Below are 13,791 nucleotides of genomic sequence, written 5' to 3' on the forward strand. Positions count from 1 at the left end.
ACGCATCTTCATCCGAATACCGCTTCCGAGCCATCCATCATCCCTTCCGTGACACCAAAATAGTGGCACAGTTTTACGGGGCTAAGACAATGGAGCGTCCCACCAACGCAAGCCATTGCGAATTACATGGATGACGCCGCTGAGAAGCTTTCGGTCGTCTCCACGAGCAACCCCCCGTGGCTTTAGGAACATATGCTTGATGCGGTTGAGAAGCTCTTGGTCCGGCCAGAATAGATGCGACATGGACTATCCTCCTGACACCCTTGAAACACGAAGTTGTCGCCTTTGGAATCAACGCAGTGATGTCCGCAGTCCGGGGTAAAGCCGTCATCCGACTAAAACCGTCAGATGACGACACTGAGCCCAAAATACAAAATGCTTCAACGCGCTTTAAGGTCAGCGATGCGCAGAAAGCAGACTTTGCAAAGTCCGGTTGACCACATTGTCCACCAAAGGCGACAGTTCTGCTTCGCGACTGGGCTATACATAGCCCTCAAAGCGTATTGTTTGCGGGACTTCAGTTGCACCGTTTTCCTGAGCGAGTAGGGCGCGTGCTGACGAAAAGGTAGCAAGCGCAAAAAGAACAAGAAGGGCCTTTATCATCGTAGCGCCTCGGATCCGGGTTTTGAACTTGGGCCGGGGTTCACAAATGATCGCCCCGGCCAGCGTCAGGGCAAACGAGGTAGTTCTTGCCCTGAAACATCGTACTTTCGCCTAATTTAGAAGATCACCGACGATGCCGACGGCATCGACCACGGTAGACAGGTCATTCGTAACTTCGAGGACTTCGTCATCGACCAGAATGTAGCGGTTTCCTTTGCCCGGCTCCCCAAGCTTCCATTTGGAAAGGTCCCCAATATCCTCGAACTCCAGGTCAGATGGGAGCTTGGCACCGCGCGTGTAGCGCTTGATCTGTCCAGGTGGTACAGCTTTTGGGCCTTTGCCGGGTTTGTCTTCTATCTGAATGCTGACATCACCGTTCTTGCCCCCCTTGTTCGGCTTTTTACCCTTGTTGTCTTTGGCATGGGCATCGCTGCCTCCAAGGATGAAAAACACAACTGCTAAGGCTGCAAGAATTCCGTATGCAATCTTCATAGATTGTTCCTTTGCTTCCCAACTTCATTCGACCGGCGTTGAAAATTCCGGCACGCGCTTGATCTCTCTTAGTTGCCCTTTGGCACACCCCTTAGTGACTGCCTTCACCCCGCATTAGAAAACGATCCGGGTTCTTAGACCGAACAGGGTAATCCGGTCCTGATCGGGATTTAGAAGCGGGTCGGAAATGAATTGTACCGATGGCGTGATCTGCAGTCCGGGTGAGATTGAAAAGCGGTAGAAAGCTTCAAGCGTGAACTGATCGCCATCTATGCCTCTTGCTTCGGCCCAGTTTAGGCCCAGACCGGCCAAATCGGTGTTGCGACCATAGTAACCGAGACCGGCAGAAATCGACCGTTCATAAAGCGCTGCGGTTCCCTTCGAGGCCCCTGCACGGAAGAACGGCATCCATTTATTGTCAACAAACCATGCGGCGGAAAACGCTGCGCCGTAATCTTCTGCTCGACTGCCATCGTCAGCCGCATCCGCATGCCAGAGGGTCAGATGGATATTGTCGAAGTAGATGCGATCAAAGCCGGACGTGTACCCAAGTTCGAGCGACTTGAAGAGATTGCCGTCGCTAAACACATCAAAGTTTGGATCGGACGGGTCGGCGTTTGCGTCTGATACGCTGGCAACGGCGTAGAGGTTCTCGCTCAGCTTTACCCCACCGGCAATACCAAGGCCTTGGTTGGGCGTGTTGATTGTCGGGTTGGTATTGAAAGACAGGTTTTGAAAACCACTGTAGGGGCTTACCAACCCGTAGATATCCACAAAGTCCGTTACATCAATCTGGCCGACTTGCAGCGCCCACGACCCATTCTCAGCCCTTTGGGTCCAGAACAAATTGGTCAGAAGCAAACCGTTGTCATTGAAGGCTGTTCCCGTGATTGAAAGGGCTCCGCCATCCAGCCCGAGAAATTGCGGAGCAACGTCAGTATAACTGTGCCTGTCTTCGATCTTGAATGTCAGAGACCCCCGTTCAGTTGCCTGCCAACTGCCGTAGAACCGCGCAATTCCGCTGGCTGCTTCGCCGGTTCCCAGATCAGCATCCGTGGTTTGGCCCAATGCCAGGTAGTCAATGTTGAACCGAAAACCACCCTCAGCCAGTCGGTCTTTCCACTGAAACCAACCCGGTGCGATGTTGCGTGGAAAATCGGAACGATATTGCGGATCGGTGAGCCCATCTCCGGGCGCAAGATCGGCTTCGACTGAAGATGGCCCGGATAGTCCCTGAGCCGACGCTGCGCCAGCAAATGCAATGCTCAATGCGGCAACCAGAAGTCTTATCATTTTGACGCCTGTGCCCCACCGGTCTTGCGATTTCCTGCCGCGCGGATGCGATCAGCAGCACGCTGCTTCCATTCCAACCTGTCTGCCTCGGTTTCCAGAGTTTCGACACGTTCCGCCTCTAGCTGGAAAGTCGCATTCATAGGCATGAGGCCATCCACAACCATCATATTATGAACGGAAGGATCGATAGTCAGCGTGCCTGTCAGCCGAACGGGTTCGTGGAAATAGCTAGGCGCCCAGTCCCCGTTCAACCGCACACGGATCATCTGGTTAGGCGGAGGTGGAGGCATGTGGCTGCACATCCCTCTTTCTGGCACCAAATACGCCACAGGCCGGCCGTCCGGATCGCTTGGAGCAGGAATGGCAAAGCCCGCGAGTGTGATTGTTCTGCCGTCGAATTGCGGGTTTCCGCTCGTTCCAGCCTTTCTTCGACGTTCAGTCACAACCTCGCGCTGATCGAGTAACCAGTCGACGTCAATTCCGTCTGACACCAAGGCGTCTTCGGTCTCTGCTAAAAGCAATTGCCATTTCTGCCGTTCTTCGGCGCTGCCAACCTCCTGCTGCAACCTGCCGCGTATACGCACAACGAAAAGAACATCGTCGAACTGTTCGGGGCTGAGTTCACGATAGGGGTCATCAAAGACCTGCGCAGACGGATCTGGCAGATCTGCCCAGTCCAACGCGGTTCCAGGCGTCGCCGCAGCATCATAACCGCACAAAACCAACCCTGCGAATACTGCGGAGCAAAACCAATTTCGCATGAATGCTCTCCGGCTGCTTTATCTGGTCAATCCAGTGTGTTTTTGTAGATCACACCGTCCTTCATGATCAGGCGGATTGTTTCCGGGCTGTCCGGCCTCGGGTCCGCACCGAACCACTGATCGCCTGTTCCAACGACAGAGAAGTCTTCGAGGGGGTTGCCGTCTATCAGCAGGATGTCGGCATAGGCGCCTTCTTCGATCACACCCAGTTTGCCTTCCGGATAGGGGTTCATGAAATCACCGCTAAGTGCCGCGATCTCGCCACCTACCGAAGTTAGGGTTACCATCGACGCATAGGGGCCGAAGAAATGGTTATTCAGATGTTTCTCGTAGGCGATCTGGATGTTGCACGCTTCGACCGAGCCGACGCAATCGGTTTGGAAACCGCGCGGCGCCGGGCATTCCTTCATACTTGGAATGTAGGCTTCGAAGGTCGCCGAGGCCGATTTGGCCTTCCTCAAACTGTTGGGGTTGTTTTTCACGGAAGGAACATCAAGTAGGCCTGGATCAAATGCTGTGATGTTCGTCGTGATGTACGCTCCTTTTTCTTTCATCAAAGCAGAAATCTCGCAGTCAAAGTGAAATCCGTGTTCAATGGTTCTGACCCCTGCATTCAGGGCATTGATGATCGCTTCTTTGCGGTAGGAATGTGCCATGACATAGGTGCCGTACTCGTTGGCAACCTGAACAGCGGCCTCGATCTCTTCTTTCGAACCGGCGAGCAACTGCCATGGATCGAATGCCGAAATCACCCCACCTGATTGCATGAACTTCAATTGCGTGGCACCCATGCGCAGGTTGTTGCGGCCATACATGTAAATTTCGTCAACACCGTTGACCTGTTGGGCCATATTCAGAGTCCCAAAGTTGGTCACCCCACCCGGCGGAGATGTGAAGGATGCGAAATCGGCGTGACCACCACGTGTTCCGAGAAATGCCCCGGAAGGATAAAAGCGGGGGCCGACGATCTGGCCGGCGTCAATTGCGCGCCGCAGCCCGCCGCCAGCGCCCCCGGCATCGCGAACGGTCGTGAAGCCCTGCATCAGGTACATTTCGGCCATCCGGGTCCCGTGGATGGCGAAATCCTCCCAGGTCGAGTTGGTTTCCATCTCGGCAATCGATGGCCCCATGAGCATCAGGTGCGCGTGATTCTCTATAAAGCCCGGTGTCAGAGTGCGCCCACCGCCGTCGATAACCGTCGCGCTCGGCGCATCAATGGCATCGGTTGAGACGGACTTGATCAGATTGCCCTCGACCAGAACACTGGCATTTTCAATGCGTTGCTCATTCACACCGTCGAAGACATGCACGTTGGTAAACAGCGTTTGGGGTTCTTCTTGATCCTGAGCCTGCGCGGTCGCCGAAAAAGAAAGAACTGCCGCGACAATTGCCGTCGAGCAAAGAGACATTCGTAAGCCGGACATAAGTACTCCCTTCATATTCATGTTTTGCCAACTATAGTCTGGAATTCATTGGCTCGGTTGCCCCTTTTGAATTAGGATGTACGAATGTGACTGCAAAAATGGCCACTTCTTAAAGCTAATCCAACAAGGGTTATGAGCTTGCCTTTCAACTCCACCTCCCGAGAGCATAGCGAGGGCTTTGTTCGCCTCTCTTTAGCCGCTCCCTTTCTGCAATATCTCACCGAACGTAAGATCAATCCGCAACCAGCATTGGATCAGGTCGGCTTGAAAGCTGAACTGATGACTAACCCATCCGTGTTCGTTCACTCCGAGTTGGTTTACGGCTTGGGAAATGCTTTCTCAGAAGTATCAGGGGATCGATACCTAGGACTGAATGTAGGGGAAGCGTTTGACCTACAAGGATGGCCGCCCTTCGCTCAAGCCTTGCAATCTACAAAAACGCTGTTCGAGTTTTTTACCCGCTTTGTTGAGCTCGTGCCGCAGGAGTCCAATTCTGTGCGGCACAGCCTTGTCATTGAAGCAGACAAAGCGACTTATCGTATCGAGAGGCAACAGGAACCAACCGTCCCACCCATTCAGGTGACCGGTTTTGGTGCCGCAATCTATGTACGCCTATTGCAGACCGTCGTCGGAGAGTCCTGGGACTCTTCCCGTGTGCGATGGGAAAGCAGATACATCAATGGGCTGCCTATCGACTACAAAGGGATCGAGGTTGGCCTTGGGACTGATCCCGGAATGCAAATTAGTTTTCCTGTGGAATGGTTGTTTTTGCACCACGTCTCTGAGGGTTCTGCCAAGCCCATAGCATCACTTCGACAAGATGAAGAAGTAACCGTGGTGGCAGCTTTGCGATCTGTCTTACGCGACAAACTGGATGAAACCGATTTGGGACCAGAGATGGTGGCTGGAATGCTGGGAATACAACCGGAACGGTTTCTGAAAGCGCTTCAAAAACAAGGCACAACGCTACCGCGCGAAATCAAACGGCTGCGTATCGATGTCGCCAAGGAGCACCTCAAACAAAACCAGATGACAATTGCAGAGATCGGACTGATGCTCGGCTATTCTGACAAGTCCCATTTCACTCGCTTTTTCCGAGGTCAGACCGGAATGACACCGACCAAGTTCCGAAGCAAGTAAATGTGGTCGAGCCAAATGAACGCTTCGAAGATTAGGTCCTCGTGGGATCAGTTCGGAGAAGTTGTAGTGCGACGTTGAACAGGTTAGTCGACGACATGAATGGTTGGTTGCCACCGCCGATACAACCTCTGCAACTGGCCGTTTCGTTGTGTATTTCGGAGTTAGCAAAGCTTGGTTGCGAAGGTCCGCTTCGGGCTGCGTGCGGCCAATCATGCTAACAGCAGACAACGATGGCACCGAGCCCAATTCAGTCGTTTACAGCAGACAACATGATTTCCTGAACGTCGCGCATGTCCTAGTCAATGGCTTGGTGCAAAACTGAAAAGCGTGATTGTGAATGCCTGCTTCAGGCTGGGACCAGCCAATCATGCTTGCTGCGGAGAACGGCAACACTGAGCCCACTTTGGCCGGTGCTGCGCGTTGCCCCAATGACAGCAATGCGCGGAAAGCAGACTTTGCGTCGACAAACATGCGACACGTTTCATCAGTATCTGATCAGAGTATCCAGGATCACTTGCCGCGTTGCGTCATCATTTTGGAAAATCCTGCCGGCGAGAAACTCAGATGGAAACTCCGGCCACGTTTTGCGCATTTCGGAAATAAGTCGCTGAGCTTCTTCGGTATGTCCCAACTGATCCTGCGCAACGGCTTGGAACAGGAGAGAAGGAGCACTCACAGGCGCACCGGCTGCGGGCGCTCCTTTAAAGGCGTCTACTACCTTTTCGTATTTCCCGAGCATCAGTTGCGATACACCCCAAATGTTTCGTGCGCCAAAGCGGCCCGATCCTGACCTGAGTCTTTCTGGATCGCTAACCTCAGCCGCAAGTTCTGGGGCGCCCGCCATGATGGCGGTGATGCCGACAAGATCCAGAATATGACCATCATTCGGCGCAAGCTCGACCGACAGTCTTGCGAATTTAATAGCCTCGACTGGATTGTTTTGGGTGGCCAACACCCAACCATTTGCGCCGTTTGCCCATGCATCGGTGGGAGATAGATCAAGCGCTCTTTCCGACATCTCGGAAGCTTGGCTAAAGAGGTCATCTCTTTGTGCATTATCAGGGGACAGCATGGCCAAAGTCGCCAGGACCTGTGCCGATCCGGCATAACCGTCCGAGAGTGCGGGGTCGAGCTCCGCGGCATGCTGAAACATTCCCAGTGCTATTTGCTGGCGCTTGACGTCAAAAACAGGAAAAAACATGCCTCGGGCCTGATCCGCAAGATTAGCCGCCTGAAGCCTTGTCAAAGACTGCTCGCCAAGAGCAGTTCGCTCAGCCTGTTCGATGGATTGAGCTGTGGGCAAAACCGCCTTGTTATCCCGAGTGAACCACAAGCCTGTCACCGCGATCAACACTAGGCAACCCAGCCCAATTGGCAGCAGTTGCACCAGACGTCGATTCCCGTCAAGCAGATCGCTATCCTGAGCATTTGAGTTGTCGCTTCCTGTCGTCCTGCCTTGCGAAAACCGTGGTTTGTATCCGCCGGAATCAACAAAAATGCGAACTCCCTCACCGTCCCATTGATCTTCATAAAACTCATGTAGCAGTCGCCGCAGGCGCCTGGCTTCGACGCGGACAAGGTTTCGACCACCAGTGCCATCAATACTCCGACCGTAGACTTCGACCGCGATTGCTTTACCCCGGATCTGGGTACCGCGACCCGCGAGAGTTTCTTCGACCACGTATGTAAGAAATTGTTGGAGTCGAGGCGAAGCCTGGAACGCGACGCTGGACACAACGCTCTGAAGTGCCTGTCGAACAAGCTCCGGCGATGGCGGTGCAACATCTTGATCTATCGACAATTCATTAGCTTGGTTCAAAGCAAACTCACCCCCCAACTCACGGTGACTCACTTGGCATATGTCGTCAACCGCTCTCATCTTGATGTGAGAATAGATAGTGGGAACCGGGGATTATCCAGTGACTTGGGAACTGAGTGATGAGCTTCCAGATCTTTCCGATGCGCTTTCAGGGCGTACCGAAACGGATGCGTTACTCAGCGAGGCAATCGAAGACCTAAAGAAAGTTACTGCGCTGTTGGATGACGCATCGATCACAGCCTCAGAGCGCGCGGAATGGGCCCACATCAGATCCGAACTCGTTAACGAGCTTCGCCGGATGGTGAAGCGCAACCTTCGTAGCATTTCCAACTAAGGGCATAGCCATGACAAAAGAAGACAACGGCAAAGAACTTAAGAACGAACAGATCCAGAAATCTGACGAAATCGAAAACCCTTCCCGGCGACACGTTATGCAGGGACTGGCAGCAGGTGCGGTCGCAACCGGTGCCGTTAGCTTCGGTACAGGAACTGCACAGGCGCACCCCGGTGATGGACCACTAGGCGAAAGCCTAAAGAACCCGTACGGCGGCAGGCCTGCCGGGGGCATCACTCTGCCGGAGTACTTCCGTCCTACCAAATACATGACGGGCTCGAATGCGAACTATTTCCCGCTTTCCGAGGACCTCGGGCCCGACGAAATGCGGATATCGTTCTGTGGTTCGACGCCATTTCCGCCCCGCGAAGATCAGGCTGGGACTTGCATCATGGTAGAATTGGGTAATGGAAAGAGGTTCTTCTTCGACTTCGGCTCGGGCTGCGTCCGCAACATTATCGGGATGCAGGTTCCGGGGCAGTTGATCAACGACATCTTCATCACACACCTGCATGTCGATCACTATGCAGACATCCCTTACATCTACCCGTTCCGGGCTTGGTCTGGTGGATACACGCCGCTGCGCATTCACGGCCCTTCTGGTCGGACACCAGAGCTTGGTACAGCCGGAATGGTGAAAGGCATGCAGCAGATGCTCAAATGGCATCTTGAGGCCTTCGATGTGTTCCCGATTGGGGACGGCTACGAGATCGAAGTTAACGAATTCGATTTCCGTCAAGAAGGCGGCATCGTCTATGACGAAGATGGTGTGACTGTTCGGTCCTGGCCTCGTAGCCACGCCAAAGACGGTGCAGTCGGGTATCGGCTGGATTGGAACGGACTGAGCTTTGTTTGGACCGGCGACGGCCGCCCGGATGAACTGAGTCTTGAATACGGAAAAGGCGTCGATGTGTTTGTGACCGAAATGTCCGGACAGGATATCGGTCAGTTGATGACCTACAAATACGGTCTGCCGCAAGAGCTGTTCAACTACACAATCGATACGCACCATACATCGCACTATGCGGTCGGTAAGATGATGGCTGAGGCGCGCCCGCGGCTTGCAATGGTAACCCACTATACGCAAGACGAGGACATCGATGCCGAAATGCTGGCGGGAATCCGTGCCCACTACGATGGGCTGTTCGCTTGGGGTTTGGACGTCGCCGTCGTCAACGTCACCAAAGATGCAATCTGGTATCGGAAGGCGACACTTCCCGGAAAATCTGGTTCGGTCGCGCCATTCCGCGAATTGGGCAAGATGGAAGCAGAAGGCAAGATCACATTGCCGGATGAAATCAAGCCGCCAGCACCGCGGTCATCACGTGCTGAACAGCAAGACCAGAAGTACCGGGACATGGAGATCGATCCTAAAGAATACTACCCAGCTGATGTATTCCGGGCTCCCGATCCAGAGTGGCCCAGTGATTTCGTAATCAAGGTCGATGACGTGATCCCGAACCGCAAGAAGAAGACGGAGTAACGACATGATCGAATTTGGGTCGTCGTCCGCAATCCCCGTAACGATCCTTACCGGCTTTCTCGGAGCCGGTAAGACAACACTTTTGAACCGCATCCTGACAGGCAATCACGGGTTGCGGGTTGCGGTTCTGGTGAATGACTTTGGATCAATAAACGTTGACGCCGACTTGGTAGTCGGTCTCGAAGATGATGTGATGAGTTTGGCAAATGGCTGCGTTTGCTGCTCGATCCGAGATGACCTGATCGAAACGGTAGAGGCCGTTCTTGCCCGGCCTGAGAAACCGGAATACATCGTCCTTGAAGCAAGCGGAGTGTCGGACCCGTCATCAATTGCGATGACATTCACCGATCAGAAGTTTCGGGACATGATCCGCTTGGACAGTCTTATGTGTCTTGTTGATGCAGAACAGTTATTTGCCGCGCCGGAACAAATGGAACTGAAGCTCCGTCAAATCGCGTTCTCGGACATGGTTATTTTGAACAAGGTCGACCTCGTCGACAGGGCGGCTGTTCAAAGGGTGCACGATTGGCTCGGGTCTCGCTTCCGTCGATATCGTCTTGTCGAAGCGGTCAACGCGGATGTCCCACTGGATATTCTTCTTTCTGTTGGCCGCTTTGCCGCCGAACAGCTCGAAACAGAAATACCCGATCATCACGAACATGGACCGGATTGTGGTTGCCACCACTTTGATCACTCGTACAGCTTCTCAACAACAATGATGAAAGCTGAACGCCCGATAAGCTTGTCTTCTCTTCGGAGTGCAATTCGCAAGCTTCCGGGCGACGTCTATCGCCTCAAGGGCTTTGTTTTTAGCGAGGAGGATCCGGATCATCGCATTCTTGTTCAGGTAGTCGGAAAGCGTATGGACATCGCAAGGGATGGCGCTTGGGGCCAACGAAAACCCGAAACAAGGCTTGTTGCAATAGGTGCACCAGGGGCCCTTTCGGAATACGAGCTTTCCGATGCGTTGTTGGCGACCGCATAGCAGCAAGTTAGACCAAACTTGTTTGCGTGTGTTTATAAAACTCCAACACGTAACAGCTCGAAAGCCCGCAACACCGCGGACCAAAAATGGAGAGAAACCTAATTGCTGAAGCAGCTTAGGAAATGGAGCCAAGCGATCAGATTGCTCGCACCTGCCACTGCGTTTGTTTTGTCGGGGACGGCTTTGTGCGCGCAGGACGTTTCAAGTCGAGAACTTGAAGATACAACCCAAAACCTCGGATTGCCGAGTTCAGCTGGAGGACAAGATGCCGAGTTGCTTTCCGCTTTCCACGGACTCGAGGCGTTGCCGCGTGTAGCAAATCTCATTTGCAGAAGTTCCAGGGGCAAAGACGGGATGCCCGTCATCTTTTCAACCGAGGTAGATCTGGAAACTTTGCAGGCAGGTGACTTCAGAGTTGTAACAAAGTCAGGTCAGATCGGAACAATGCACTGCGCGTCAGTATTGCCTGCTACCGATCCCGGTGAATTGCGCACTGTGCTTCTGATCGGGGATTTTGGGAACGCTTCAGAGGATCCACCGGTTGAAGTCGAGGTTATTGGACACATTCATTCCATCGATGGAACGCTTGATTTTCGAGGTGCCACTGTGGCCGTGACTCCGCTGGAAGACGGGCCGTCATTGATCTTGGCCGAGGTTGTTGAGGATTGGACTTTGGTCGGAAACTTGGGACCACGCCGAACCAGAGGAAGCCTTTGTCCAAGTGACAACATCGTACAGGCCATTCGGGTAACTTGGGCGGGTGGCGTTACGCTGGCGAACGGCAAGGAACCTGGCGATGCGGAACGTGATCTGTACAGGATCATCGTAGAGGCCGAAGATGGATTTCAACGCACGGTTACGCCCGCAGCGCTTGCCGATCTGGGTGACGGGGACAATAACCACATGCTCTGCCTTGACACAAAGGACCGTCCTATCTCGGTTTCCTTTCCAGCCGGCGTTTTGACGGATCCGAACGACGATCTGAACCCAGAAACCAGCGTATTTGTTACAAAACCCAATTAACAAACTGCTTTAAGGTTTGTTCGAATGGACTTTTAGCCGAAAATGCCCGGCCGGGCCGGTTGCGGGTATTGCAGCGGTAAATGCGAATGAACGGACTTGTTCGCCTCTCGGACATTGCACACTCGGTTTTGAAGGTCCGCTTTGGGCTGACTGCGGTCCTTTTGGAGCAGTACTGCGGATGTCTGCAAAGTCCGCAGAGCGGTCGTTCGCGCTGGTCGCGGCGAATGACCGCTTCGAGCCCAAAGCGGCCGGTTTTGGAGACGCCCCAATTTCTTGGAGCGTCCATGTTCGCCATAAGACATTTGCTCGTCTAGCCTAAACTTCCAAGACTACTCCACGAGTTCCAAATCACCGGGCCGCCAGCTTTTGTCGAACCATGGTTCAAGCGGCCCGTAAAGGCGCATCATAACATTGAAGCTTCGACCGGGAACTGTTTGCGCCCAGTTGTTTTCCCAACCTTCCGGCGCTTCCGGTCCAAAATAGATGCTGAAGCTACCATCGTCGTTCGGCTTTATTCCGGGCCGGTTGGAGTCGATCCCTCCGGATTGTTGGTCTGTTTCCAAGATCGAACGAGTCTGCCCACTATAGAGCATGAATGACGCAAAGTTCTTGGCAGGGACCGGCGCGGGAAGCGTTACCTTATAGGTCTTTGAACCATCCAGATACTCCCCATCTTTGTCGCGGGCCGTCATTGCATACACCGACCCGGTGCCAACCGGCGGCGCAGTCATTGCAGGTGTGATACCTGTCGCCATGTAAAAGAAGTATGTCCGATCATCCAGAATACGCGCGCCATCCTCAAGGAACAGATAGCTCTGGCGTTGGAACGGCGAGTTCCATTGACGATCTTCATAGAAGTACACCCCCGGATCCCGTGAGGCATATGTGATCGCACGCGCTGTCGCGTTTGCGATGGCTGCTGCTTCTTTGAAGATTCCCTTCATTCTGGCGTCCGGTTCGAACGGTTCGCCTTTTTTGATGCCAATGGAAGCAAATGTCCCAACAATTTCTGGATCAAAAGCGCCGACCGGATTGTTATCCAAGGCTACATGAATCTCCTCGAAGAAGTCTTCGTTGTTGGCATGGACTGTGTTGTGCTGAACGCCGGAGATATTGATGAAGTTCTCCGATGGCGGATTGTCGGCTGCGCTGAGCGGATAGATGTTCAGCCCTGCCTTGATCTCTGCAACTGGTCCTGTTGTGTCACCATCTGCCCCGGGGGAGCGACGCAGCAGCAACCAGTGTTCATTTGTTCTTGTACGAAGTTCAAAATATCCTTCTGGCACTGCAGTTTCATCGTCGTGATGCATCAACAGGTATTTCCCGCCTTCGCCTTTGTCTGCACCAAGCGCGCCAATGTCTGCGACGTAGTCGAACCCTGCGTCGTCCAACAGGCCCAACATGCCAGCGGGCACCTCTATGACCATAGGACCTTCGGAGATATCAACGTTGGAACCAACGTAAATAGTCGTTGTATTAGGCGTCAGCCAGATTGATCTGGCATCCAGAAGATTTTCTGCAATGACGACATCATTGGGTTGTGCGCCTACATCTTCATAGCCTTGAAACATTCCACGCAGAGACGCGATTTTCATGCCATCAAGAAAAGCAGTCGTTGCGCGCATCAAGTCCAGATTGTCGAAGACTTTCTCAACCGTATCTGGTGAAGGCATGCCATCGAAAAACTCAAGTGTGCCAAGTGTCTCTGTTTTCACTCTGTCCGGTGTCAAAACGTTTTGCGGTACGATTGCGGCGAACTCTCTGTCTGATTGTGGAGGCAATGCAACTTGTTCGTTTGCGCCCTCGTTTTGTTGAATCATATCTTCGTTCAGCAAAACGAACTCCACGCGCCGGTTCAGCGCGCGTCCTTCCTCGGACAAGTTCGAGGCAACAGGCGCGATTGGACCTGCTCCCATGGCGACCAGACGTTCCGCCGCGACGTTGTAGGGTTCGCCCATCAGTGCATTGCGTACGGCCGCAGCACGGCGCTCAGCGAGGTCAATGTTGTATGCAAAGTCACCCACCGAGTCCGTATGGCCCACGATCGCCAGTCGCATTTCAGGCAGCGTCGCCATCGCGCTGGCAACTTTGAACAACACCTCGGGTGACGTGCCGGTTAGCGCGTCACTGTCGGTCTCAAAAAAACCGCCGCTCATTGAGACGCGACCATCTTCGCGCAGAGCGGACACAACCGCTTCATCTGTCAGTTCACCGACCGCTCGTGCTCTTTCTTGGCCAAATTGTTGCGCCTTAAGCGGTCCCGTGTTGACTGCGAGTGCAATCGCAATCGCTGTCATACAAGTCTTAATGTTTCTCATTTTGAAACTCCCATTTTCATTGCCTTTATGCGCTTGTCGCGACTTGGCACTTTGGTGTTTGTTGTGGAGAGACGGTGTCCCGAGGCATACACCGCCTCTCCAATTACTGACCAATT

General features: G+C 53.5%; 11 protein-coding genes. 5 read left to right on the plus strand and 6 right to left on the minus strand.

Translation table 11 applies throughout. The features are described from left to right. Positions 1 to 714: 714 nt before the first annotated feature. The 4 genes from ACR0J8_RS21815 to ACR0J8_RS21830 form a co-directional block, all read right to left on the minus strand. Positions 715 to 1,095: a hypothetical protein gene (locus ACR0J8_RS21815; protein ID WP_170337130.1), complete on the minus strand. Its 381-nt coding sequence runs from the start codon at positions 1,093 to 1,095 to the stop codon at positions 715 to 717. A gap of 114 nt (positions 1,096 to 1,209) precedes the next feature. Next, complete coding sequence (locus ACR0J8_RS21820; protein ID WP_170337128.1) at positions 1,210 to 2,388, minus strand: carbohydrate porin; 1,179 nt, start codon at positions 2,386 to 2,388, stop codon at positions 1,210 to 1,212. Further along, complete coding sequence (locus ACR0J8_RS21825) at positions 2,385 to 3,149, minus strand: DUF3299 domain-containing protein (protein WP_170337125.1); 765 nt, start codon at positions 3,147 to 3,149, stop codon at positions 2,385 to 2,387. The genes ACR0J8_RS21820 and ACR0J8_RS21825 overlap by 4 nt, the downstream gene beginning before the upstream one ends. Before the next feature lie 26 nt (positions 3,150 to 3,175). Beyond that, a complete protein-coding gene (locus ACR0J8_RS21830) occupies positions 3,176 to 4,588 on the minus strand; it encodes an amidohydrolase family protein (RefSeq protein WP_234900806.1) in 1,413 nt (470 codons plus the stop codon). A 117-nt stretch (positions 4,589 to 4,705) separates the two neighbouring features. Here ACR0J8_RS21830 and ACR0J8_RS21835 point away from each other — a divergent pair, with 117 nt between their 5' ends. After that, positions 4,706 to 5,713 (plus strand): AraC family transcriptional regulator, encoded by a 1,008-nt coding sequence (locus ACR0J8_RS21835; protein ID WP_170586711.1) that lies wholly within the window; start codon positions 4,706 to 4,708, stop codon positions 5,711 to 5,713. A gap of 484 nt (positions 5,714 to 6,197) precedes the next feature. Here ACR0J8_RS21835 and ACR0J8_RS21840 read toward each other — a convergent pair whose 3' ends face one another. Then, positions 6,198 to 7,565, minus strand: coding sequence for a tetratricopeptide repeat protein (locus ACR0J8_RS21840; protein ID WP_480892311.1), 1,368 nt, complete (start codon positions 7,563 to 7,565; stop codon positions 6,198 to 6,200). A gap of 67 nt (positions 7,566 to 7,632) precedes the next feature. Between ACR0J8_RS21840 and ACR0J8_RS21845 the strand changes: the two genes are divergently transcribed. The 4 genes from ACR0J8_RS21845 (at position 7,633) to ACR0J8_RS21860 (ending at position 11,357) form a co-directional block, all read left to right on the plus strand. Continuing rightward, the gene (locus ACR0J8_RS21845) at positions 7,633 to 7,866 is read left to right on the plus strand and encodes a hypothetical protein (protein WP_170678873.1); all 234 of its coding nucleotides are present in this window, start codon (positions 7,633 to 7,635) and stop codon (positions 7,864 to 7,866) included. A 10-nt stretch (positions 7,867 to 7,876) separates the two neighbouring features. After that, positions 7,877 to 9,349: a guanitoxin biosynthesis MBL fold metallo-hydrolase GntH gene (gene gntH / locus ACR0J8_RS21850; protein WP_480527399.1), complete on the plus strand. Its 1,473-nt coding sequence runs from the start codon at positions 7,877 to 7,879 to the stop codon at positions 9,347 to 9,349. A 4-nt stretch (positions 9,350 to 9,353) separates the two neighbouring features. Further along, complete coding sequence (locus tag ACR0J8_RS21855) at positions 9,354 to 10,334, plus strand: CobW family GTP-binding protein (RefSeq protein WP_480892315.1); 981 nt, start codon at positions 9,354 to 9,356, stop codon at positions 10,332 to 10,334. A gap of 354 nt (positions 10,335 to 10,688) precedes the next feature. Beyond that, the gene (locus ACR0J8_RS21860) at positions 10,689 to 11,357 is read left to right on the plus strand and encodes a hypothetical protein (protein WP_480527402.1); all 669 of its coding nucleotides are present in this window, start codon (positions 10,689 to 10,691) and stop codon (positions 11,355 to 11,357) included. A gap of 329 nt (positions 11,358 to 11,686) precedes the next feature. On the opposite strand, the gene ACR0J8_RS21865 is transcribed toward ACR0J8_RS21860, so the two are convergent. Beyond that, on the minus strand, positions 11,687 to 13,789 hold the full coding sequence (locus ACR0J8_RS21865) for a DUF1214 domain-containing protein (RefSeq protein ID WP_171121461.1): 2,103 nt from the start codon (positions 13,787 to 13,789) through the stop codon (positions 11,687 to 11,689). Between the last annotated feature and the right edge of the window lie 2 nt (positions 13,790 to 13,791).

It is taken from the genome of Ruegeria sp. N11 (assembly GCF_056531525.1).